Annotated in this window: 22 protein-coding genes; 10 read left to right on the forward strand and 12 right to left on the reverse strand. The window is 40.6% G+C overall.

Annotated elements, in window-relative coordinates:
* Window positions 1-46 precede the first annotated feature (46 nt).
* The 6 genes from ALE3EI_RS09605 to ALE3EI_RS09630 all read left to right on the forward strand — a co-directional run bounded on the left by ALE3EI_RS09605 (window position 47) and on the right by ALE3EI_RS09630 (window position 4,111).
* Complete coding sequence (locus ALE3EI_RS09605) at window positions 47-460, forward strand: DUF2141 domain-containing protein (protein ID WP_186988114.1); 414 nt, start codon at window positions 47-49, stop codon at window positions 458-460.
* A gap of 132 nt (window positions 461-592) precedes the next feature.
* Entirely contained in the window at window positions 593-1,222 is a 630-nt protein-coding gene (locus ALE3EI_RS09610; protein WP_186988115.1) for a tetratricopeptide repeat protein, read from the forward strand.
* A 2-nt stretch (window positions 1,223-1,224) separates the two neighbouring features.
* Window positions 1,225-2,553: a 2TM domain-containing protein gene (locus ALE3EI_RS09615; protein WP_186988117.1), complete on the forward strand. Its 1,329-nt coding sequence runs from the start codon at window positions 1,225-1,227 to the stop codon at window positions 2,551-2,553.
* Between the two features lie 92 nt (window positions 2,554-2,645).
* Window positions 2,646-2,954, forward strand: coding sequence for a 2TM domain-containing protein (locus tag ALE3EI_RS09620; RefSeq protein WP_186988119.1), 309 nt, complete (start codon window positions 2,646-2,648; stop codon window positions 2,952-2,954).
* 11 nt (window positions 2,955-2,965) lie between these two features.
* Complete coding sequence (locus ALE3EI_RS09625) at window positions 2,966-3,307, forward strand: 2TM domain-containing protein (RefSeq protein ID WP_186988121.1); 342 nt, start codon at window positions 2,966-2,968, stop codon at window positions 3,305-3,307.
* A gap of 48 nt (window positions 3,308-3,355) precedes the next feature.
* Window positions 3,356-4,111: a LytR/AlgR family response regulator transcription factor gene (locus ALE3EI_RS09630; RefSeq protein ID WP_186988123.1), complete on the forward strand. Its 756-nt coding sequence runs from the start codon at window positions 3,356-3,358 to the stop codon at window positions 4,109-4,111.
* 1 nt (window position 4,112) lies between these two features.
* Here ALE3EI_RS09630 and ALE3EI_RS09635 read toward each other — a convergent pair whose 3' ends face one another.
* Entirely contained in the window at window positions 4,113-4,922 is an 810-nt protein-coding gene (locus tag ALE3EI_RS09635; protein ID WP_186988125.1) for a methyltransferase domain-containing protein, read from the reverse strand.
* Window positions 4,919-6,130, reverse strand: a complete 1,212-nt coding sequence (locus tag ALE3EI_RS09640; protein ID WP_186988127.1) for an LETM1-related biofilm-associated protein — start codon at window positions 6,128-6,130, stop codon at window positions 4,919-4,921. The genes ALE3EI_RS09635 and ALE3EI_RS09640 overlap by 4 nt, the downstream gene beginning before the upstream one ends.
* A gap of 166 nt (window positions 6,131-6,296) precedes the next feature.
* On the opposite strand from ALE3EI_RS09640, the gene ALE3EI_RS09645 reads away from it, so the two are divergent.
* The 3 genes from ALE3EI_RS09645 to ALE3EI_RS09655 all read left to right on the forward strand — a co-directional run bounded on the left by ALE3EI_RS09645 (window position 6,297) and on the right by ALE3EI_RS09655 (window position 9,076).
* Window positions 6,297-7,007 carry a DUF4331 family protein gene (locus ALE3EI_RS09645; RefSeq protein WP_186988129.1) on the forward strand — a complete coding sequence of 237 codons (711 nt, stop codon included), beginning with the start codon at window positions 6,297-6,299 and terminating at the stop codon, window positions 7,005-7,007.
* A gap of 24 nt (window positions 7,008-7,031) precedes the next feature.
* Window positions 7,032-7,721, forward strand: coding sequence for a DUF4331 family protein (locus ALE3EI_RS09650; protein ID WP_186988131.1), 690 nt, complete (start codon window positions 7,032-7,034; stop codon window positions 7,719-7,721).
* 68 nt (window positions 7,722-7,789) lie between these two features.
* Complete coding sequence (locus ALE3EI_RS09655) at window positions 7,790-9,076, forward strand: tetratricopeptide repeat protein (protein WP_186988133.1); 1,287 nt, start codon at window positions 7,790-7,792, stop codon at window positions 9,074-9,076.
* 228 nt (window positions 9,077-9,304) lie between these two features.
* Here ALE3EI_RS09655 and ALE3EI_RS09660 read toward each other — a convergent pair whose 3' ends face one another.
* Window positions 9,305-10,096, reverse strand: coding sequence for an anti-sigma factor (locus ALE3EI_RS09660; protein WP_186988134.1), 792 nt, complete (start codon window positions 10,094-10,096; stop codon window positions 9,305-9,307).
* Between the two features lies 1 nt (window position 10,097).
* The gene (locus tag ALE3EI_RS09665) at window positions 10,098-10,631 is read right to left on the reverse strand and encodes an RNA polymerase sigma factor (protein ID WP_186988136.1); all 534 of its coding nucleotides are present in this window, start codon (window positions 10,629-10,631) and stop codon (window positions 10,098-10,100) included.
* Between the two features lie 315 nt (window positions 10,632-10,946).
* Here ALE3EI_RS09665 and ALE3EI_RS09670 point away from each other — a divergent pair, with 315 nt between their 5' ends.
* Window positions 10,947-14,390: a M36 family metallopeptidase gene (locus tag ALE3EI_RS09670; RefSeq protein ID WP_186988138.1), complete on the forward strand. Its 3,444-nt coding sequence runs from the start codon at window positions 10,947-10,949 to the stop codon at window positions 14,388-14,390.
* 247 nt (window positions 14,391-14,637) lie between these two features.
* Here ALE3EI_RS09670 and ALE3EI_RS09675 read toward each other — a convergent pair whose 3' ends face one another.
* The 8 genes from ALE3EI_RS09675 to ALE3EI_RS09710 form a co-directional block, all read right to left on the reverse strand.
* Window positions 14,638-15,237, reverse strand: coding sequence for a superoxide dismutase family protein (locus ALE3EI_RS09675; RefSeq protein ID WP_186988140.1), 600 nt, complete (start codon window positions 15,235-15,237; stop codon window positions 14,638-14,640).
* An 86-nt stretch (window positions 15,238-15,323) separates the two neighbouring features.
* Window positions 15,324-15,815 carry a YdeI/OmpD-associated family protein gene (locus ALE3EI_RS09680; protein WP_186988142.1) on the reverse strand — a complete coding sequence of 164 codons (492 nt, stop codon included), beginning with the start codon at window positions 15,813-15,815 and terminating at the stop codon, window positions 15,324-15,326.
* A 3-nt stretch (window positions 15,816-15,818) separates the two neighbouring features.
* Entirely contained in the window at window positions 15,819-17,033 is a 1,215-nt protein-coding gene (locus tag ALE3EI_RS09685) for a bifunctional alpha/beta hydrolase/OsmC family protein (protein WP_186988144.1), read from the reverse strand.
* A complete protein-coding gene (locus tag ALE3EI_RS09690) occupies window positions 17,023-17,730 on the reverse strand; it encodes a DUF2490 domain-containing protein (RefSeq protein ID WP_186988146.1) in 708 nt (235 codons plus the stop codon). Before ALE3EI_RS09690 ends, ALE3EI_RS09685 begins: the two co-directional genes overlap by 11 nt.
* 11 nt (window positions 17,731-17,741) lie before the next feature.
* Window positions 17,742-19,691: a S9 family peptidase gene (locus ALE3EI_RS09695; RefSeq protein ID WP_186988148.1), complete on the reverse strand. Its 1,950-nt coding sequence runs from the start codon at window positions 19,689-19,691 to the stop codon at window positions 17,742-17,744.
* 11 nt (window positions 19,692-19,702) lie between these two features.
* On the reverse strand, window positions 19,703-22,918 hold the full coding sequence (locus ALE3EI_RS09700) for a WD40/YVTN/BNR-like repeat-containing protein (protein ID WP_186988150.1): 3,216 nt from the start codon (window positions 22,916-22,918) through the stop codon (window positions 19,703-19,705).
* 112 nt (window positions 22,919-23,030) lie between these two features.
* Window positions 23,031-23,795 (reverse strand): sulfite exporter TauE/SafE family protein, encoded by a 765-nt coding sequence (locus ALE3EI_RS09705; RefSeq protein WP_186988152.1) that lies wholly within the window; start codon window positions 23,793-23,795, stop codon window positions 23,031-23,033.
* A gap of 63 nt (window positions 23,796-23,858) precedes the next feature.
* The gene (locus tag ALE3EI_RS09710; protein ID WP_186988154.1) at window positions 23,859-24,236 is read right to left on the reverse strand and encodes a LysM peptidoglycan-binding domain-containing protein; all 378 of its coding nucleotides are present in this window, start codon (window positions 24,234-24,236) and stop codon (window positions 23,859-23,861) included.
* Between the last annotated feature and the right edge of the window lie 96 nt (window positions 24,237-24,332).

Below are 24,332 nucleotides of genomic sequence, written 5' to 3' on the forward strand. Positions count from 1 at the left end.
AGAATGAATAAAAGATATTTGAGCTGTAACTTAAAAATACTTGATCATGCAAACTGTTCTATTTTATCTCAGCCTTTTATTTGCCACAATAACGCTTAGCGCACAAAACACCATTGTTGTTGATATGCAAAATTTTGAATCCAATAACGGTACCGTTAGAGTTGGATTATATGATGAAGAAGCAAATTTTCTTGAAAAGGAGATCAAATCCCTCTCTTCAGCGATTTCCGGGAAAAAAGCAACTGTGACCTTTTCCGGTATTCCCGACGGGGTGTATGCCATATCCTGTTATCACGATGAAGATAACAACGGAGAATTAAAAATGTTCTTCGGAATGTTTCCGCTGGAAGATTATGGTACTTCAAACAATGCTCCTGCTCGTTTTGGGCCTCCAAAATGGTCGGATGCCAAATTTGAAGTAAAGGGAGGGGAGACCAAAAAATTTACTATTTATTTATAATGACTAAAATCATGTTAGGAATTCTTTTACATAAACAAAAGAAATACAAAACTTTAAAAATCCTGTTAGCGGTATCAACATTTTTGTTATTATCGGGAGGTATCCTTTTTATAATCTTTAACGCGTAGCATCATGAAAAATTCAATACTTATTTTATGCTTTTTACTGTTTTCTGCCTCAGGGATGGGTCAGTCGAAATATCAAACCGGAATGCAACAAGCTTTTGAGCTTTGGGGAGCCGATAAGCCCTGGGAAGCGGCAAATTTATTTGAACGCATTGCCCAAGCCGAACCGGACAATTGGTTGCCTTCTTTTTACGTAGCACAGATCAATGTTTTGTATAGTTTCTCTGAAAAGAATAAGGAAAAACTAACAGCACAGCTCAATAAGGCGAGGGATTTTATCAATGATGCCAAGGCGCTCTCACCAAACAACCCTGAAATTCTTGTGCTCGATGCGCAGTGGTACACGGCCTGGATCGTTTTTGACGGTCAACAGTATGGTATGAAGTATTCTCAGAAAACAACACAGTTATATCAGGAAGCAAAAAAGATCGCTCCGGATAACCCTAGAGTGGTTTTAGGAAACGCCGAATGGGCAATTGGATCTGCCCGTTTTTTCGGTCAGCCGGTAGATCAGTTCTGCGGAGAGCTGGAGCGGGCCGTCGAACTTTTTGCTACCTTTAAGCCTGAAGGAGAATTTTATCCCAGAGGTGGGGGAGATCATGCCCGGGAAGTTTTGGAAGCCAATTGTAAAAAATAATAATGAAGCATTTAATCAAGGAATTTGGGAAAGCTGTTTTTATAGGGCTCTGTATCTTTCTGGTATTGGGGATCATTCAATACTTGAATGGCTATCGTTTTGATGATCCTACAGAAGTGCTTATTTCCTTTGCATTCAATCAGGCATACACTATAGTATTGTATCTGGGAAATTCCTATTTCTTTGAGTATTTGTTAAAAAGACACCCCAAAGACCTGTTTAAGACAGAGCACATAATTAAGGGATTTACGGGTGGGATATTGATCTCACTTACAGGAATGATCTTAGTTCGATTTGTTTCTGTGGTATTAATTCAGAGAATTTCGTTTTCTGAATTCGTAGAAGAGGAGCGCGCTGCTTATTACTATGTTGGTCTTATTATTTCGGTAGTAGTACTCATAGTGTTTTATGCGTTCTATTACTACAAGCACACCCAACAGAATAAATTAAAAGAGCAAAAGATCATTGCCGGTGCTGCCTCAGCCAAATTTGATGCACTTAAAAATCAGTTAGATCCTCACTTTCTGTTTAACAGCCTGAATGTACTTACCAGTCTTATTGAAGAGAATCCAGAAGCTGCTACGCAGTTTACTACAGCCTTAAGCAAGGTGTACCGCTATGTGCTGGAGCAAAAGAATAAACAACTGGTTACTGTGACAGAGGAACTGAAATTCGCACAATTGTATATGTCACTTATCAATATGCGTTTTGAAGACAGTATAATTTTTACGGTCCCCAAACAATTAAGCAATCCTGAAGCTCGGGTGGTTCCGTTATCGCTTCAGTTAATACTGGAAAATGCTGTGAAGCACAATACGGTAACTCCGTTAAGAAAACTTCATATTACAATAAGTGAAAAGGACGGTAATTTAGTAGTCGCCAATAATATTCAGCCAAAACAGGTAGTAAAAGAAAGCAGTGGTGTCGGACTTCAGAATATAAAACAGCGCTACTTTTTACTCACCGATCGTCCGGTGAGAATAGATAAGAACGAAAAAGAATTCAGCATAGCAATCCCTATGTTAACCAAAGAAACTATGACAATGAAAACACAAGAATCATATATTTCAGAAAAGAAATACGAACGCGCCAAAAAGCAGGTGGAAGAACTAAAGGGCTTTTATGCTCACCTTACGATCTACTTAATTATGGTGCCTATCTTTATTTATCTCAACTACCGCAGTGGCGGATTTCCATGGGCAATTTTTCCGATCGTTGGCTGGGGTATGGGAGTAGGCGGACATGCCATGGAGGTATACGGTTATAACCCCTTTCTGGGCAAAGACTGGGAGGAACGGAAGATAAGGGAATTTATGGATAAGGAAGAATAAATTACAATTGAGAAAGAAAATTTGACAGTTGAGTACGTTAGGTTTTAAATTAAAAAATTCTGAAAGTACTTTTATGGTATAATTAAGCAAATATGGAATCACACGAGAAAGAAAACAAATATATACGTGCCAAAGAGCGTGTAAGGGAGATCAGAAAATTTTATACCAATTTAATGTTCTATATAGTGTTTATTACTGCACTCGCGGGATTAAACTACTATACCAATGAGCTGCGTTATCCTTGGTTTTTATGGGCCGCACTGGGATGGGGGATAGGATTGATATTTCAAGCCTTTAAAGCCTTCCATTGGTTGCCTTTTATGGGTAAGGATTGGGAGGATAAGAAGATAAAGGAGCTTATGGAGAAAGAAAAGGAAACCAACGAAACACGATGGAATTAATACAGCATCTTATGAAAACTGAAGAAGAATCAAAATATCAGCGTGCCAAGAAAAAAGTAAAGGAAATTAAAGGGTTCTATTCCCACCTAACTGTTTATGTTGTCATAAATGTATTGTTGATCTGTATGCATCTGGGTGTATTTCACAAGGGGATACTGGAGTTGAACATTCCAAGTTGGTCTATGTTTACCACACCCTTCTTTTGGGGTATCGGCCTAACCGCTCACGGCCTTCATGTATTTCAGGACAGGTTTCGGTTTTTACGCCAGTGGGAGGAACGTAAAATTCAGCAAATTCTCAAAAAGGAAGAAGATGAAATGAAAAGAACCACCCGGGACGATGTTGAATTTTAACCGCATATACTGAAAAGTTTACGAATACCGAAAAATACTAAAACAACCATGAAGGTATTGATCATTGAAGACGAAAAACCCTCTGCCAGACGTTTGCAGCGCATGCTTAATAAATTGGATGTCCAGGTAGACCAAATGTTGCATAGCGTTGAAGAATCTAAGGAATGGTTCTCGAAAAATATACACCCCGACCTTATCTTTCTGGATATTCAGTTAAGTGACGGCCTCTCCTTCGAGATCTTCGATTCGGTAGAGGTAAAGAGTGCGATCATTTTTACGACGGCCTTCGATGAATATGCGCTTCAGGCGTTTAAATTAAACAGTATCGATTATCTGTTGAAACCTATTGATGAGGAGGAGTTAAGCACGGCGGTTACTAAATACAGATCATTGAAACCAAAGGAGCAGGCTATACAGCTTAATTTTGATGATATTAAAAAATTGTTGGTTAATCCTGTAGAACGGGAATATAAAAAAAGGTTTACCACTAAGATCGGACAGCACATTAAAATGATCCCGGTCGACGAGATAGAATGTGTGTATTCTGAAAACAAGGGAACCTATGCCCATACGGTAGAGGGAAGAGATTATCTGCTGGACACCACGCTGGAGCAGTTGGAGGAAGAACTGGAGCCCGAATTATTCTTTCGCATTAATCGAAAATTCTTTGTGAATATTAATGCTATTCGCGATATCATTTCCTATACAAATTCTCGGCTACAATTAAAACTAAACAGTTATAAAGAGCAAGAGGTCATAGTGGCGCGTGAGAAGGTTCGGGACTTTAAACTATGGTTGGAATAGGCTACTTTGTCGCGATCACTTCTATCATCATAGGGCAGGACAAGGTAGTCGCCGGATCTTTTTCGAGTAGGGAAAGATCATGTAATGCGGCCTTCACTTCTTCTTGGGTCAAATAGCCCACTTCCTGAAGCCTTGGAAAATAACTGTGATAAAAGGTCTTTGGCCATTGCCAGTTCAATTCTTTGGGTGTAGCCAGTTTTTGCATTAGGCGCAAGGAACTAATTTCCATCCCCATTTCGGTAAGCATTTTAGGCAGGTATCGTCCTATATCGATTTCACCCTCTGAATCCTTAAAGCTTTGCAGGGACGCATTGATAGCTGTTGCGAGTCCGGGTAGTTGTGGCTCGATCTGGTGGGTAGACCAATCGTAATATTCGTGGATCACCATTTTTCCACCGGGTTTTAAAGCGGTATATACCTTATCGAGTATCTCACCGGGATTGGATAACCAGGCGAGGGCCCAACGACAGTACATTCCGTCCAGACTGTGATCTTCAAGCTTCATTTGGTTAAAATCTGCACTTACGCCTTCAATATTTAAGTTGTAGAGTCTGGAAACTTCATTGAGATAACGAATAAAGTGGTCGGATTTGTCAATTCCAATAACTTTTCCGTCATTGCCTACCATATATGCCAATTCCTTGGTGCAAAATCCGGGACCGCATCCCAGGTCAAGCAATGTTTGACCACCATTAAAACCGGCGAGTTCCCAGCCTTTTTGGGCTTCACTGGCCCATACCTGATGTTGTACCCCAAGACGGTGTAATTCGACTACATCGGTACCTAAAATATATTCGTTTTGTTCTTTCATGGTTTTTTGTTGTCAATGCGATTTTCATTAAAAGCAGAAGGTAAAAGTTTCGGAATAAATTTTACCAAAAGCGGGAGTAGCACAGCGCCGCCGGGTAATAGAAAAATAGTAAGCGACGGAATGGTCTTGCAAATATCGAGAAGTTGCTCCTTAACCTTGTTCTTTTCTTCAGGACTAAGGTCTCTCACGGTTGAATGAGTAAGTAAAACCAGTAGTTCACCACTTTCTTCCAGTTCTAAAATTAGGCGATTTTTATTCCGAAGAATAAGCAATTTTACGGTAGAAGCATTCTGTTTGTAAAATTGTTTTACCGGATTGGAATATTCAAATAAGGTTATGTGCTGGGTATGTTTTTCGGAAAAATCCTTTAAGGCCTGAAGGCTTTCAGAGAGAACTTCAAGTTGTAAGCCCATGGTATTGACCAATTGCTGAAGAAAATCAAATTCATCTTCATCCATTTCCCGATCATCCCAAACGGCTATAGCACAGATATCGATTAGATATTTCTTTTCCAGATAGGTCAATGCTGAAAGTGTTCCCATTGCCTTTACAGACGGAAGTTTGGAGGAAGATGCTTCGCTGAGATATTCAGAAGAAGACTCGAACAATTCTATTAGCAGGTTATCATATTTCTTTTTCTTCTTTTTTGACTTCAACGCCAGAATGCAGCATGAGATTACCGTATTTTCAAAATCCTGGGCGAATTGCTTAACCGATGATGGTGTCTTAAGCCAGTTCTTAAATGCAAATACATCGATATAAAGCAGCGCATAGGTTAATAAGGTCGTTGAGTTTTTTTTTAAGGACGAATTAGTTTCCTGAAGTCTGGCAGAAAGTATGCGTTCCAGATTTGCTGTAGGACTGTTAGTGAGTGACAACTTTTTAAAGAAACCGGACTTTCCTTTTTCAAGCTTCTTGTAAAAAGAAACCATGGCCGGGATCGCCATACTAATATCTTCTTCCTCATGTAATGAGGTATAGGTGAATAATAAGGTATGGAATAGGTTGACCTTAGTAAATTCCTCTTTTGTAAGTTGAAGGCTACTTACCTTTTCTTTTACATTTGCTGCGGCTGATACCCCGTAAACGAAACCGGTGGTACGCATAGCGCAGTAAAACTCATTTTCGGAATTATAAGGTGTTATTAGTTTCTCTTTACCAAAGTGGTTAAGGAATTTCGGTATCCAATCTGATGCAGATGGGTTCATTATGAAAATTGATTGTTTTTTCAGAACTTCGGCAGTTAGTAAACGTCGCCACTTATCGCGAAGTTAGACGTTAACAAAAGATTAACGGCATTGATAAAACCGTATCTTACTTTTGAACGTATATAAAACCGAACAAGTAAAAATAATTAATTAAAAAACTTCCATTATGAAAAAAACAAAATTTTTTGTTGCAATTGCGGGAATAGGATTAGCTGTGCTGTCTGTATTCTTTATTGCAGCAGATCACATTGATTCGCCTGCAGTTGCCGGTACTACTACCGACATAGCAGACTTATACGCGTTTCAAGGTGATAATCCGAATAATACGGTTTTTATAGCAACCCTTCAGGGGCCTTTAACACCCGGAAATGTTACTACGAATGCAGAATTTGATGAGGATGTGGTTGTCGAATTCAATATCGACAACACGGGTGACTTTGTGGAAGATCTTGTTATACAGGTTATAAAACGAGGAGACTCTATGTACTTTTTCGGTCCGGCTGCTCCTGCAGAAACGGGATTAAACAGTACCATACTTACCAGCGCTACAAGAAATAGTGTAAAGATATCGACCAATAGTGATGTACAGACCAGCAGTAATAATGGAATGAGCTTTTTTGCAGGACCAAGACGAGATGCCTTTTATTTCGACTTTAACCGGTTTAACGAAGTAATTTCCGGAGCCGTGGCTCCCGAAGGATTTTTACCACCGGGGCAGGCAGAAGATTTCTTTCTCGATCTAAACGTATTAGCTATTGCTGTAGAAGTCCCTAACGGAATGTTGGGAACGGCACCTGCACACGTTGGAGGACTCGTTGGGATTAACGGTTTGCCGCCATCGTATAACGTTTGGGTATCGGCAAAGAGAAAGCAATAAAATATAACTAAAAAAACATTAAAAATGAAAACATATAAATTCAAAATATTATTTATTGCTATTTGCGCCTCACTATTGTTCGTACAATGTGACGACGACGATAATGGCAATGTGATCGTGCAGGAAACCTGTGATGACGGAATACAAAACGGTGACGAAGAAGGAGTGGATTGCGGGGGAACAGCCTGTGAGCCTTGTCTTCAGGAATTAGACTTCAGCGGGACTTACAGACAGGAAGACATCATGGGTAGACCCGGTATTAATACCGTTTTTAGTGGAACCGATCAGTTAAAGAATAACTTTAATACTACTATCGTTTCCGATCGTGCCGATTTTCAAGACGACTTCCAGGCCCGACTGGAGTTGTATCACGATGTGTACGGAAATGCATTGGGAGTGATGATCGACTATGAGACAAACATTCTTGGTTTGGACGCCGCTACCTTTACTACGGTATTGGCTCAGTTTGACGCCTTACAGGTATCACCAACAGGAGAAACAACGTATTTTAATCCCAACACAGGTGTAGCCTTAACGGGAAGAACTTTAAGTGACGATGTCATCGACGTATCCCTAACACTAATGTTTGGCGGAATGAGCGGAACACGTTTTGACGGGAACAATGGAACTCCTCAGTTAACCAGTGATGGAGTTGATGCGGGAGACCGTGATTTTTCATTGTCTTTTCCTTATATGGAATCACCTAATGAATAATGGATTGGTTAGTTAATTAATAGTGGAAAGGAGCAAGAAATTGCTCTTTTCTTATTTAAATTCGTTTTATGAAATCGACATATATATTTATTTTCCTTTTGTGTTTACTAACAGCTTGTAATACCGAACACCCAATAACTCCGGTTTTGAATAGTGCAGACTATAACGGCTATTTGGATACCGGGATGCAACAGACATATGAGGATGCAATGGCCGAAAAAGAGTTCTGGTCTAAGCGACTTAGACCCGACAGTAGTGGTGTAGGCGATCTGGGACCTTTAGCAGGCAGCTATACAGCGCTGTTCCAGACTACAGGTAATGCAGAATACCTTGAAAATGCTGTAACCCTCTACAAGAAGGCGATGAATATCTCTGCGAACAATAAAGATGTCTATGCCAGGGCATTGGCGCATACCTATATTTCTCAGCATCGATTTAAAGAGGCCAAAGAGGTGCTTGAAGAAACCTACGCAGGAATATCAAACAAGCGACCAACCGAACATGCATTATTTGATGTGTATATGGAACTGGGTGAGTACGAGAAGGCTGAAATGATGCTTAATAAGCTTAAAAACATGTCGGATTACAACTATTTAATTCGCTTGGCGAAATGGAACGATCATAAAGGAGACCTGGATACAGCGATCGAACTGATGGAAAAAGCCAGGGATATTGCGGATTCCCGAAAAAGTAAAACCCTTCAGATCTGGACCTATAGCAATATAGCCGATTTTTACGGGCATGCCGGAAGGATCGATGATTCGTATGCTTATTATCTGAAAACCCTTCAGTTGCAACCTGATAATGCCTACGCAAAGAAAGGTTTAGCCTGGATCGCTTATTCGTATGAAAGAGATACTGAAGAAGCCCATCGTATTCTCGATAGTGTGAAAAAGACCCATCGTATACCCGATTATTATCTTTTAAAATCTGAAATCGCAGAATATTCCGGGAATTCACAAGAAGCTGAATCGAACAGTGCTAAATTTCTGAATGCTGTCCAACAAGGTAATTATGGAGGGATGTATACTTCCTATTTAATTGAAATGTACGCTGAAGATGATCCTCAAAAGGCACTTATCCTGGCACATGAGGAAGTAGCGAATCGCGCAACTCCCGAAACCTATTATCTTTTGGCTTATGCCGAGCTTAAAAATGGTAATAGAGAAAAGGCCCTGCAACTTATTGAGGACAAGGTTGAAGGAAAGACTTTTGAACCTATGGCGTTGTATTACAGTGCGTTGGTTTACAAGGCCAACGGACTAGATAAAAAAGTCACTCCTATAAAGGACGAGTTAAAAGAATCGGGCTATGAAATTGGTCCGATATTAAGTGAAAAAGTTGATGATCTTTAAAACCATGAGTCACTCAGTTACGTATATGTAATAGAACGTTGATCTTTATCATTTAGATAAGGCTCAATGACCGGCTAAGCCGGTTTTTTCAGAGTTTTTTTGTTAGTTGAAAGCGTCCCTCTCCGGGGGCGCTTTCTTAATTTGACCCAATTTAAAAAGACTGTTGCGAGTTCCGGAAATGCTTTTCCGGAACTCGCAACTGTAATTAAAATATCTTATGGAATGTTTTTAGGGTGAAACTGCCCCCAGGGTATACAACTGGGTAAGGGTTGGAGTTTCACTACCCCCGGCAGGCTCAAGCGTAATTCCGAAGGCCTCCGGATCGGGGATGTTCTCGAATTTATAAATACCATTCTCTACTTTGGTCACATCGTCCAGCAATCCCATGCTCCTGGGGGTAAGCGGATCTAAGATGAGTGACCATACCTGATATACTTTACCTTCAGGCACTTCCGGCAGTCCGCTGGCATCTATATAGGCAAGATTTTCTTTCTTATTAAAATACACCTTGGCATAAGCTTCAGGCGCCACGGGGATATTCCCAGGGAGGTTTATAGTATTGTAATCCTTGGAACGAATAATTTCGAGAATATTATTTGCTTCGGCCAGTTCGGTTTCTGTATCGAGAAGATTTTCTTTCAAAGTATCATTTTCCGACGTAGTAACCTGTATCTGATCTTCCAGCGCGCTATTCTTGTTTACCATCCAGAATATACCGGCAATAGCCAATACGGCAGCTGCCCATCCTGTGATGGCACTCCAGTTTGAATGTTTTTTATCATCAGATAAATATCTTACGTTTTTCACAGATTCGAGAATATATGTCCATACAATGGCAGATAAAGGTGGTGCTACGGCTTCAGCTAGAGTTATGAGAGAAGCTTCTATCTTTTCAACCTCGGCTTTAACTTCCGGATACTTTAGAATAGCCTTCTCCACCTCAATTACGTCGTCAGCAGGAAGCGACCCGCTAATATATAATTCCAGTGCCCCGGATCCTATGATTTCATCTTTGTTCATATTAACCTAATACAATTGTTCTCAAGTCATTAATGCAATTTCGGTTTCTCGTTTTTAATGTACCTAATGGAATTTCAAGATTTTTTGCTGCATCGGCTTGAGTATATCCTTTGAAATACAGCAGATCTATGATCTTTATACAAGCAGGTTTTAGTGCATCGACAAATTTTTTGATCCCAATGGCATTTGTTTTATTATTGAGGTTGTCACTCGACGCCAATATATCTACGAAATTAGTTGTAGATAGGTTTTTCTTCGAGTTTTTAAATGATTTTGAACGGGTTTTGTCGATGGCGGTATTTCTTGCAATATTTAAGATCCAGGTGAAGAACCTTCCCTTATTTATATCATAGGAAGAAGAATTGTTCCATATTTTAATAAATGCATCCTGAAGGACTTCTTCGGCAATGTCCTCATCAAGTACAATACTGTACACAATTCCGTATAATGCATCCGAATAAAGCGCATAAATCCTTGAAAAAGCCTTTTCATTACCCGACTGCATTTCAAGTATGAGGGCATTGGGTTGTTCCATAAAGTTGATCGTTATGCTGCTAAAATAATTAAATTAAACTCATTGTAAATCTATTTAACAGTTTTACTAAGTTTTGCCTTTTTTTATTTCGAGGTATACATTTTTATACGTTTATGCAACTCGATCCACAAAAAAAGAAATAGATCTTTTCGTAATTTCGGCCAATCTGTTTAGAATATAAAAAGACTTGGTCGGTTGTATTTTTAGCCTGCAAATTTACCAGAAGAAATAAAAATGTTTGCATAAACGCAATATTTTGATAGTTTTACATAAATTTTCAACCTCCACTTTTACTAATCTTAACTTATCTTTTAAATGAAAAAAGCTACCCTACTATTTCTCATTGTAGTGTTGTGTGCGTTTTTTAATGAACACTATGCACAAAACAGTGTGAAAGACATCCAGACCTTTTTAGATCAGAAGCTGGAAAGCAATCAACTCCTTCCTTTGGACGCCCAATGGGAAATTACAGACCAAAATACCAGTAGAGGAACTGGTGTACAACATATTTATTTTCGCCAGCTGGTCAATGGAATTCCGGTTTACGGAACCGAATCCGGCATTCACTTTTTACCCGGCGGAAAACTACTTCAGGCAAATGAGCGATTTATACGCAATGCGGCAGATCGATCTTCAGCTGCTTCCCCATCACTAACTGCGGCACAAGCAGTAGAGTCGGCCGCCAGTCTTCTTAACTATAATGTAACAGAGAAGCTTTCCATTCTTGAACGAAAAGGAGGAGTTACACAGGAAGTACTTTTAAGTGACGGTGGTATTTCATTAAGCCCGATTCCTGCCAAATTGGTGTATCAACTTGACAATAACGGTCAACTTGTATTATCATGGGATATTTCAATTCAGGAAAAAAGTCAGCAGGAATGGTATAGCCTTCGTATAAACGCTATTTCCGGTGAGATCGTAGATAAGGCGAATTGGATGGTGAGCTGCTCATTTGAACACGATCACAGTGAAGATCATAACGTGCTTAACTATAACGATAATTTATACGATATTCCTAATTATAAGGAGTTAATTGCGGAAGAGAATGCTGCTTGTGGTGGATGCTATGAAGTATTCGCAATGCCTTTGGAAAGCCCTTACTTCGGTACAAGAACGACTGAAACTTTACCTGCAGATCCAACGGCTTCCCCTTTCGGGTGGCACGATACTGATGGTGTTGCAGGAGCAGAATTTACGGTAACCAGAGGTAACAATGTGAATGCATACGAGGATGGAAATAATCCCGGGTATCAACCCGATGGTGGAGCCCTATTAGATTTTACCGGATTTCCATTCAATCAGGTATACACCGGAGGTAACCAGTATGAAGATGCCGCGATAACCAATCTTTTCTACTGGAACAATATCATCCATGATGTTATGTACCAATACGGTTTCGATGAAGCAGGAGGAAATTTTCAGGAAAATAATTACGGTAATGGTGGATCAGGCAGTGACTCAGTAAATGCTGAAGCTCAGGACGGTTCCGGGTCCTGTAATGCAAATTTTGGAACTCCTCCCGATGGTGGTAACCCTCAAATGCAAATGTATGTATGTGGTGATAAGGATGGTGATTTTGATAACCTGGTAATAACCCACGAATACGGACACGGAATTTCAAACCGACTTACAGGAGGACCTGCAGCTTCAGGATGTTTGCAGAATTCAGAACAGATGGGTGAGGGATGGAGTGACTTTTTTGGAGTAATCTTAACCATAGAGCCGGGAGATACCGGAACAGATTCCCGTGCTGTAGGAACCTATCTATTTGGTCAGGGACCCGGAGGTGGAGGCATACGTTCTTTTCCATACAGTACAGATTTTGGAGTGAACCCACATACCTATGACGATATTAAAACGGAAGCCGTACCTCATGGGGTTGGCTCGGTTTGGGCTGCTATGCTTTGGGAAATGACCTGGGAATTGGTAGGAGCGCACGGGTTCGACCCGAATATCTACAATTTTACAGGAGATGTAAATTTAGATGCCGGTAACGTCATGGCCTTAGCTCTAGTGATTGAAGGACTTAAATTACAGCCGTGTAGCCCTGGATTCGTAGACGGAAGAGATGCTATTCTTGCTGCAGATGCAGCGATCTATGGAGGAGCAAACGAATGTTTGATCTGGGATGCGTTTGCACGACGAGGATTAGGATTAAGTGCCGATCAGGGTTCTTCAGGAAGCAGATCGGATGGAACCGAGGCTTTCGATACACCATCAGGAGTTGCACAGATAACCGCACCAAATGATGTATGTTTTTCATCCGACGTTTTAACAGGACTCGGCGGAGGTTCTCCGTTTGGAGGGGTCTACAGTGGTCCCGGTGTAACCGATGACGGAAATGGTTCTACGTATTCCTTCGACATTGCTGCGGCAGGTGTAGGGGTACATACTATTTCATATGAAGTTCAGGCAGGTGCCTGTTCTGTAGCCTCTACAGCCACCGATGATATTGAAGTCCTGGCAGTGCCAAATGGGCCGACCACGACAGGTGCCATGGATATCTGTGTGGGCGACACGGTTACTGTAACCGCTACTCCCAACGACCCGGCAAACGTAATTCGTTGGTTCGATGCACCCACGGGAGGTAATTTTCTTGCTGAAGGAACATCTTATGCCTTTAACCCAACTTCGAATGTTACAGTATATGCACAAGAAAATCCACCAGGCCCATTATCCACTTTGGTGATCTCTGAGCTAACTTTTGAGACTCCGGATAGATTAGAGATTCAAAATGTAGGCGTTAATGCCGATTACACAGGCTACGCGGTCGCGTTGAGTGATCAGCCTTATACGAATATAAACAGTATGAATAGTGTGGTCCAAATGCTTGGTCCAATTGGTCAGGATTCAGTGTTTAACTTTAATGATGACGGAGGTGCCGGTTATTGGGGGTCAAATATCTGGTGGGGAACTCCCGGAACCGGATGGGTGATCATCATTGACGATCTTGGTAATGTAGTTGACTCTGTATTCTGGAATTTCACTGCTGCTGAGATTGCGACGCTTAACGTCACGATCAATGGATTTAATATTACTGCTGCAGATCTTGATTGGACAGGTGATGGAGCCAGTCTTACTGCTACATGTTCAGGGTCTTTCCGTAGGACAGGTGATACTGACTCGGATGCAGATTGGTCTGGAGTATGCGAGACATCAGATTTCGGAGTGGCGAACGAAGATATTGGTATTGGTTTTTCAGGTTGTTTGGCCGAAAGAACTCCTGCCGATGTTACGGTAGATGCCGAAGATCCCGTAGTAACCTGTCCGGCAGATCAAACTGAAACAACTCCCGCCGGAGTTCCATTTAGTTTACCGGATTATACTCCATTGGCCAGCGCTACCGATAATTGTACAGCGTCACCAATACTTACGCAATCTCCTGCTTCAGGAAGTAGTGTAGGGCCCGGAGTAACAACGGTAACGATTACTGCAACAGATGGTGCAGGAAATCAGGATAGTTGTACATTCGACGTAACGGTAACGGAAATACTTGGAGTTGGCGATGCTAATTTTATTAAGAATATCGTATTGTATCCAAATCCAACACAGGGAGAACTTATCCTTTCTAATCTTACTTCAGAACAGCTTGTCTCAGCAACCATCACCGATGTAAATGGACGGATAATTCAGGTTATTGATCTGGAACATGCAGGCATTACTACAAATATCAATGTAGAAATCCTGTCCACCGGAATGTATTTTGTAACAATACAAGGAGCTACAACTTCTGTTGTAAAACGTATCGTGAAGCAATAATCATACGATTTACTAAGAAAAAACCTGCTTAGAATACTTATAAGCAGGTTTTTTCTATTCTCTAGCTTATTTTGGTAGGGTTTTTGCCTATACTATTGTATAATCTATAAATGCTTTACAATGAAACATAAAGTAAACATTGAATAAACCCCTAAATGTCCCTAAAAAGAAACATTGACAGAAGTATTTTACCAAAAAAGCCCGGCATCCTAATGCCGGGCTTTTTAAATTTTATAGAGATGTGCGATTATTGAATAATCCCGCCACAACTTACTCGTGCTCCGGCGGCACCGGAAGGCTGGCTTGTAAAATCATCGGCTCCCTGATGTACGATGACAGATTTCCCCATTAGATCTTTTTTTGAATCGCCACATCCCAGACACCATTCATCGGTCTGCATCGAAATTTCCCCGTTACCAGTATCGTCTGCTTCAAAGTTCCCTATGTCTCCTTTATGGTACCCTTTGGCATCACCCCATTTACCATGATCTTCAAAAGTGGGGTTCCAATGACCTCCTGCCGAAGTTCCATCTGCAGCCGAGCAATCTGCCTTTTCATGAATATGTATCGCATGTGTGCCAGGTTGTAATCCTTCTATATTAGCAGTCATACTAACCATTCCATCTTTTTCCTCAAATGTAACCTTACCATTGGCTTTAGAATCACTTCTGGCTTCAAGAGCTATGGTTATTACCTTAATATCTTCCTCTTCATTCATAGAATCTTCCATATCCATGTTGGTTTCTTCCATCATTTCATCCTCCTTGTCCACATCTTTTGTTTTGTCCTTGCAGGCCGTAAATGCAAACATTGAAAGCACTGCCAGTGAAATACCTATTTTTTTCATAAAATATTATTTAGATTTATTATTCAGTGTATTTAAAGGTACGGCGAATGAAAGTCTTCAGCAAAAATTTTAAAAAATCTTAGCATTTAACCGAAATGTGATTTTACAATTTCTTTTGGGTCTGTGATGCCTATTTTTATATTTTCTGAAATAATGAGTGCCTTGTCAATGCGGGTTTGGGAGTTCTTAAACCGAAGGACATAATAAATAAGTGACCTTTTTTTTCCGTCGGAAAAACTATCGAACACTTCAGCAGCCTCCGGATCACTGTCGAGAACTGCCTGAAACTCTTCGGGCATCTCAACCCCGTATTTTGAAGTGTCTTCAAACAATTGCAACTCAAAATAATCTGTAGGATATATCCCCAGTTCTTTTTGATATCGCTTTCCGAAGCTAATCATAAATCGTCCCTTAACTTTGTGTAAAGCTCCGTGAAATTTAAAAGCATTATATTCAAAATAAGAGATAAGCATTACCCGCTTGTGATGGTTGTCGACAAATGGTTGAGCAATAGTATCGGGGATGACCACGCCATGACTACCCTCCAAGCACACTTCAAATCTTTCTGAAGAAATCATAGCTTATTCTAACAATCGCGTTAATATCTGAGTCTTACTGTGTAGCGTTTTATGAACCGGACATTTATCGGCTATTTGAAGCAGTCTTTTCTTTTGCTTATCGTCCAGAATACCTTCAAATTTTATTTCTCTGTTAAAGGTGTCGATCTTTGTCATTGGGTCTTCACAATTTTCACAATCATAGGCATGATCCTTAGAATAACTGGTGTGAACTTCAACATTAGAGATATTCCACTTTTTTCGTCGGGCATACATTTGAATCGTCATGGCGGTACAGGCAGATAGTCCTGCCGAAACTAACTCATAAGGGTTTGGTCCAAAATTATTACCTCCCACGCTTTCGGGCTCATCGGCCAGCATATAGTGATCACCTACCTTCATTTGAGTAGTAAACAAGGTGTCATCACTTAAACTGGCAACCACATCGTGCCGGGATCTAATATTTATAGGTTCAGGAATAGTTACATATCTGGAAGCCCACCCGGCAATAACTCTTCCGGCATAAAGCGAATCTTCCTTTTTGGAAAGTAGATGATCGGCTCCGTTGAGAGAGATAAAACTTTTTGGGTGATGCGCGGCAATATATAATTCTTCAGCATTTTTTATTCCAACAATTTCGTCTTGTGGTGAATGCATAATAAGTATTGCCTTTCGCAATGATTTGACACATTTGGGTAAGGAACGTTTTTCAAGATCATCTAAAAACTGATCCTTAATTGTAAACGCTCTGCCGCTTATAGAAACTGTCGCATGCCCGTCCTGCTCAATAGTATTCACACTGTCCTTGAATAGATGTTTTACATGGACAGGGTTGCTGGGAGCACCAATAGTGACTACCGCACTTATGTTTTTGAGTGCTTCGGCCGCATAGATAACAGCAGCTCCTCCCAAAGAATGCCCTATGAGCAGGGTAGGAGCAGCATAATTAACTTTTAAGAAATTTGCAGCAGCGATCAAATCTTCAATATTGCCCGAAAAATTCGTTTCAGCAAACTCGCCTTCACTTTCGCCCAAACCTGTAAAATCAAAACGCAATACACCAATTCCTTCCGAAGTTAGTGCTCTGCTTATATTTTTTACTGCAAGCAGGTTTTTATTACAGGTAAAACAGTGCGCAAACAGCGCAAAATTATGAGGCTTTTGGTCGGCAGGTAGCTCCAAACGACCAACCAGTGAATCTCCTTCTTTATTCTGAAATTTAACCTTTTCAATCTTCATTCGTTGTCGTCGGTTTTTGCTTTTTACGTAAGTCGGTGTTAATAGTTAAAACTAACTGCAGTCTGTCGAAATTAATCCCCGGAAAATGAATTTTCATATAGCCTGCCTGAAGCTTAATACCCTTGCCGATTTTATATCCTAAAGCTCCATAAAGTCGATTCTGATTAAAGACAGGCTCCTCAAAATCTAGAAAGATTTCATCAAAAGCATTAACAAACCACTTTTCACTTAACGGATAAGTTAATTGTAATCTATATCTGAATCGTTGTCGGGTTATATGATCCATTGGTGTACTAATAAACCGGTGTTCTATCCTGTATCTGTGCTGAATATTTAACTTACCTAGCTGATTCCTCAGGATAAATTGTTCAAATAACCTATGCTCTGTGGTGTTTTCCTCTCCTGGTGTATCTAAAAAAGTAGGATCACCTTCAAAATAACCGTATCCCGCTGAAAGTACCGTCCTTTCATTTAAATGATAATTAAGAGCGGTAATGGCCCAAAACTGTTCAAAATTGGAAGTTACCTCATAAACGTTGTATTGTAATTCGGTATGAATGCTGAAGCGATCACTAATCGTATTCGTTCCGAAATAAACATACCAGGCTCCTAATTTATTATCTCCGCGATCCTGGGCACTTAGTGTATTGAATGAGACAAGCACAGCGACCAACAAACATTTCAAAGTCTGTTGCATAAACAAAACAATTAATTCCCAGCATCCATATCACCTCCTGCTTTAGTACCTTCGTCCATAGTGTCAAGCCCTTCTCCTTTCAGATATTTGTCAAGAAACTTCAGTACACTTCCGTAGGCCTGGATCTGATTTTCTTTCTTGACGAATCCGTGTCCTTCATCTTCAAATAGAACGTATTCTACAGGGACACCATTCTTTTTAACTTCGGCAACGATCTCGTCGCTTTCAACTTTTAATACACGAGGGTCCTGAGCGCCTTGTAAAACTATTAAAGGTTTAGTTACCTTATCTGCATGAAATAGGGGAGAGATCTGTCGTAGGCGTACAGAATCTTCTGTATTTGGATCACCCATTTCGGTATACAAGGCCTCTTTAAAAGATTCCCACCAAGGTGGAATGCTTTTTAAAGTTCGCAACCAATTCGTTACTCCAAAAATATTTACACCTACCTCAAATTCTTCGGGAGCGAAAGTAAGGGCTGCCATCGTCATATATCCGCCATAGGATCCTCCTATAATTCCAATTTTACTTCCATCTATATAATCCTGCTCTGCCAACCAATCTTTTCCCGCAATACAATCCTTAAGGTCTTTGTCACCGTGATTTTGGTCGTCCATTTTATAAAAAGTTTTTCCATAACCACTACTACCGCGGTTATTCACTGCCAATATAGCATAACCATGATTCACTAAATACTGAATAGTTGGATTGAACCCTTGGCGGGATTGCCCTCCCGGACCTCCATGAACCCAAACTAGTGCCGGAACTTTATTTTGAGGAGAAGCCTGCTTTGGCCGATAATAAATGGCAGGAATCTCGAGTCCGTCGAAGGATTTAAATCGAACGACTTCGGCCGAAACAAGATCTTCCTGATCGATCTCATCGTTCAAAACATCGGTGAGTTGATTGAGTTCTTGGGTGGCTAAATTGTAGCTATAAGAGTTTGTAGGAGTATGCGATCCGCCTTCTCTAAGTAGCGCCATACTTTCATCTCTTGAAAAACTGGCACTGCTCACTTCTTTATTGTCGAAAGTTGGAAAATCGATTTCGTTTCCGGTGGCCACCTCTACAACTTTCATGACAGTTTTTGCGTCTTCGTTAGAAAAAGTAACACTGTATTTACCATTTCGGGTGAAGTAATACGAATTGATATCCCAATTCTTTTCAGCAACCTTTTCTTTAGTGCCATCGGTGATATTATACTTCATGAGGTAACTGAATTCAGAATTATCATCGGTAGTATAATAGAAAGCACTATTGTCTGGTGCAAAATCCTGCGGGGAATTGCCACTCAAGTTTTCGTTGATCTTAGTACGCTCTCCCGTTTGTGTGTTTAAAAGAAAAATATCGGTGTCATTGGTATTGACAGGTTTTACCAATACAATATAGTTGCGATCCTCACTCATGCCCCCAAAGTCCATTCCATCTTCATTCTTATAGATCACTTTAGAGCTAAAGTCTTCCAAGTTCATTTCATAATGATCCATATACCTGGAGTCTCTTTCATTACTGCCATAAAAAAAGCTTTTTCCGTCCTTCGCCCAGCCTCTGAACAGGGCCCGAACCCCTGTTGCCGGTGTGAGGCGGCGAATTTCTTCTCCATCCTTCATAAATATTTTATAAATTTCATCTCCATTGCCATCCATTCTAAACAGAATACGGTCATCTTCAGGAAAATAGGAGATCCCAAAAATGGAAGCACTATCCGACTGTGTTACCGGAATAAGTTCTCCACCTTTTGCATCAACGGTGTACATATTGTATATGCCCGAACGATTGCTTGTAATAAGTACTTTGGATTTATCGGATGAATACCCGTCAGCAAAAGCATTTTCGCTATCCAAAAGCTGTTTAATGGTATATTCTTTAATTTCTTTTATCTCGGCAACTTCTTCCTTCTTAGCATCCTTACAAGACACAAAGAGTAGAAAAGCAACGCCTATTACTAAGAGTTTTTTCATGATATTTGTTGTTAGTTCAGTTTAAAAGTTTTTATTTCCTTAAAAGGAGACATATCTATCTTCTTCATATCAGACGCATATTTCTGCCATTCCGTTACAAAGAAATCATTGGTTTTGCTCAAAGCTTCATTTAGCTCATTCTTAGCGTGTTGTATCAGCAATTTTTCAGTAGAAGTTAAGCCATTAGGTCGGCTCGTTCCGTAGAAATTTGCATTTCCAATGCGTTGCATGACGGTTACTTCAGGATTGCGTGTTATGCCTTGCCTATCATCCTCCTTTCCCAGATACAATGCTATTTGCTCATCCAGTTTTTTTATGATCTCCTTACTTGCTTTTAGTTCTTCCTCGAATTTTTTCGCATCTTCCTTTTTTAGCTTTTTGCTATACTCCTCAGCGGTGTTTTTACTCTCTATTAATTGTGAAACGGCATCGGCGACAACCTGAGTCATTTTTTCCAGTTCTTTGGAAGTGGCATAACTTTCATCGATCGCCTTTTGAGAAATATTTAATCGCGGATCACTTTCAACTCGAATATTTGTGGTAGAGGACGTATCCATATAACTTAATTCAACACGATAGGTTCCGGGTTTTACCGAAGTCCCGCCCGGCTCATTCTTTCGCTCTCTTATTCTGCGGGATGGTCTGTCTACACCTGCTTCATCCATATACCAGGTCCATTTATAAATGCCAGAACTATCAGGGACTTTTCTTTTTAAACTCCGTATGAGGCGGTTTCCGTCAAAGATCTTCATATATAGTGAATCCTTATGCATTTTGTTGTTTTCTTCTGAAGCAACTTCTTCAATTTCAGAATCGTTCTCTTCAGCTTCATCCTTTTTATCTTCTTTCTCAGTTTCCTTTTTCTGAAAGTAATAAGCGATCTGAGCCCCGTAATCTCTGTTTTCCCCATTATAAATTGCATCTGCACCGAAACGACTACCTGTGGGCTGCTGGTACGACGCCTGATAGGCTATTGGTGGGTCGAATACTGTAACATCGCTATTCAGCAGGCCTTTATTTCTGGCTATGGCTCTAAGGGGTCGTATGTCGTCCAACACCCAGGCCGCACGACCGAAGGTGCCAATCACCAGATCGTTTTCCCGCGGATGGATAACCAGATCTTTTACCGATACCGTAGGAAATCCGTTGGTCCACTTTTTCCAACTATTACCTGCATCTAATGAAATGTATAGTCCGTCATCGGTACCAAGAAACATCAGATTGCGTTCTACTGGATCTTCCACTATACTCAAGGTATAACTTTCAACATCATTGGCATCTACTATGCGTTCCCAGGTCTTTCCGTAGTTTGTAGTACGAAAAGCATATGGCGTATAATTAAAGCGGCGATAGTCGTTTGCCACCAAAAGAGCTTCGCCCTTATTTTTGTTGGAAGCCTTGATCTGTACGATCCAACTGCCTTCCGGCAATCCTTTAATATTTTTAGAGACTTCATTCCAGCTAGAACCGCCATCCTGAGTATAGTGAACACGTCCGTCGTCGCTTCCCACCCATAACATATTTCGCTCCAGGGGAGAAGGCTCGATCACCAATATAGTTGTATGATTTTCGGCGCCTGTGGCATCCATGGTTAATCCACCGCTTTCACTTTGTTTCTGTTTTTCGGGATCGTTGGTGGTAAGATCGGGTGAGATGACCGTCCAGGTTAATCCCTTATCGTTGCTTTTATGAACAAACTGACTTCCGAAGTAGATTGTATTATTATCGAAGGGATCAATATTAATGGCAGAATTCCAGTTGAAACGGAGCTCCATGTCCGGATCGGGATGTGTGGGTCTAACGATATAGTTGTTTCCGGTTATATGGTCATAGCGACTCACATAGCCCTGCTGACTCATGCTCCAGCCATAACGACTATCATCTTTATCGGGTACTACATCAAACCCATCTCCAAAGGAGATCTCCTGCCAGTAATCATTTCTAATTCCCTGTGATTTCCAGACATAGGCAGGTCCGCGCCAGCTACCATTATCCTGCATTCCCCCATAAACATTATATGGAAATTCGTTATCGACATTAATATGATAAAATTGTGCGACCGGCAAATTACCAATGAATCGCCAGGTCTTACCACCATCTTTTGTGATGTTCATTCCTCCGTCATTTCCGTCTATCATAAAGTTACCGTTCTGCGGATGGATCCACCAGGCATGATGATCGGGATGTACTCCGTTATCCACACCGTAAGCAGGCATGAGCTGATCAAAACTCTTTCCTCCATCCTCTGAAACATTCACATAAGTAAAAACGGAAAATACACGATTTTCATTTTGCGGATCGACATAGATCTCGGAATAATAAAAGGGACGGTTACCGATATCTGATTTATCATTAATCTTTTTCCAATTAAAACCGCCGTCTTCCGATTTGTATAAAGCGTTTTTTTTCGCCTCGACTAGCGCATACACTATATTTGGTTTATTGCGCGCAATTGCAATTCCTATACGACCTAATTCTCCCTTGGGTAGCCCGTCTTTTTCGGTGCGTTCCTGCCAGGTTTCACCACCGTCGTGCGTAATAAATAAACCGGATCCTTCGCCTCCCGATTTAAAGAACCAGGGATCACGCTTATGCTCCCAAAGTGCTACAATAAGTTTATTAGGATTGGTTGGATCCATTACCATATCTGCAACTCCTGTCTTATTATTAGCAAAAAGAATTTTTTTCCATGTTTTTCCTCCATCGGTGGTTTTAAATACACCGCGCTCGGGATGTTCCCCCCAGGGAGAACCAATAGCACCCACATAAACGGTGTTAGGGTTTGTAGGATCGATGATCACGCGGTGGATGTGCCGAGTATTTTCCAACCCCATGGATTGCCAGCTTTTACCACCGTCCAGTGATTTATAGATCCCGTACCCGCCATTCAAACTGTTCCTTGGGTTCCCTTCACCGGTCCCCACCCAAATTACAGATGGATTTGATTGCTGTATTGCCACAGCTCCAATAGAAGCAGTTGGCTGATCGTCGAATACAGGATGCCATTTTATTCCGCCGGAAGTAGATTTCCAGAGTCCGCCGGAAGCCGTACCAACGTACATGACATCAGGGTGGTTTACTACAACATCAATAGCCGTTACGCGGCCGGACATCCCGCCCGGACCAATATTCCGGGGTTTCATATCCTTTAAAATGTCCATTGAAAAATCCTGAGAAAAAACTGTGGTAGTGATGCTTAAAAGAAGCAGGAGAAATATTTTTTTCATTGTAAAATTTGATGATGAATAAATAAATTAGAAATAATCCTCTAAAGTTACTAAAAGATGATTAAAAGTCTTGTTCAATGGGACAATACAATACCTTTTTTATTAGTGTGAGTTAAAATAATGAAGAGCACGCTTTCAATAATAGAACGATTCCACTTAATACCATTATGGCGATCACCCATTTACGGAAGGTTATTTTGCTCATTTTTCTCAACAATAACTTTCCGAAGTAATTTCCTAAAGAAGCCCCTAACCCCAGAGCTATTCCGTAGATCCATAATTCTTCGGTAAGAAGTCCGAATGCAGTATAACTACCAACCTGAGCGATACCGAGAAAAAATGCCTGAGCACCTTTGGTTCCCACGAGAGATTCCTTATCGATACCTGCATTCAGTAAAAATGGATTGAGAACGGGACCCATTCCCCCGGTAAATGTCCCGATGATAGAAATGACAAAGCCTAGAGGAATAAAGTACCATAGTTTTACTTCAAAAGAACGCTCTTTTTTTCCGAAGCGATATTGAAAGAAGGTGCTCACAAGAAAAAGACCTACCACGATCTGGATCCAAACGATGTTCGCTTCTTTAAACAACCAGGCAGCAAGCACCGCACCCAGCATGGCAGACGGAACGTAATACCAAAATACTTTCCAGTTAATGTGTTTCCAGAAAATTATAATGCGGGCTGGACGACTTAAAAAAGTTCCCAAATTGATAACAGGTGCGGTTTGGGAAGTGCCAATTAATACATTGAGAATTGGAATCTGCATTAAAGCACCGCCACCACCGCTTATAGTAGAAAGTGTAAAAGCTGCCGTTCCCATTAGAAACAGGCCGATAAGCAATAAGGGTGATATTTCGGATAATAAATCGATCATAAAAAAACCACCCGAACTTTATAAGATTCCGGGTGGTCATAAAATAAACTTCATGTAAAGATTCTAGAGATTAGGGATTACAAGATCCTGTCCGGGATGAATAAGATCTGGGTTTTTCAATTTATCTCTATTCGCCTCAAATATGGCGTTATACTTCATTGGATCTCCATAATAATGCTTTGCAATTTTACTAAGCGATTCACCACTTGACACTGTATGACGAGCATAAATTGTTTGATCGGCTACTTTTATATCTGCCATGATATCACTGGGATTTTCACCACCTATCCGCTTTATTTCGTCCCATAACAGGTTTTTTTCATACTGTGTGTTCGCCACTCCTTTTACTTCCAGTTTATTTCCATTAACCTGCACATCTCCGTTTTGAATATTCAACTTTTCACCCAGATCGAGGACGCTTTGATATTTTGCTTTAACCATTTTATCTATTTTTTTATGTTGATGTTTTAAAGATACGATTTTTGAATAATTTTTTACCCATATAATTGAATTTTACCACCTTATTCTGGCGGCTTA

The organism is Constantimarinum furrinae (genome assembly GCF_014295415.1).
In the GTDB taxonomy this organism is placed as follows: domain Bacteria; phylum Bacteroidota; class Bacteroidia; order Flavobacteriales; family Flavobacteriaceae; genus Constantimarinum; species Constantimarinum furrinae.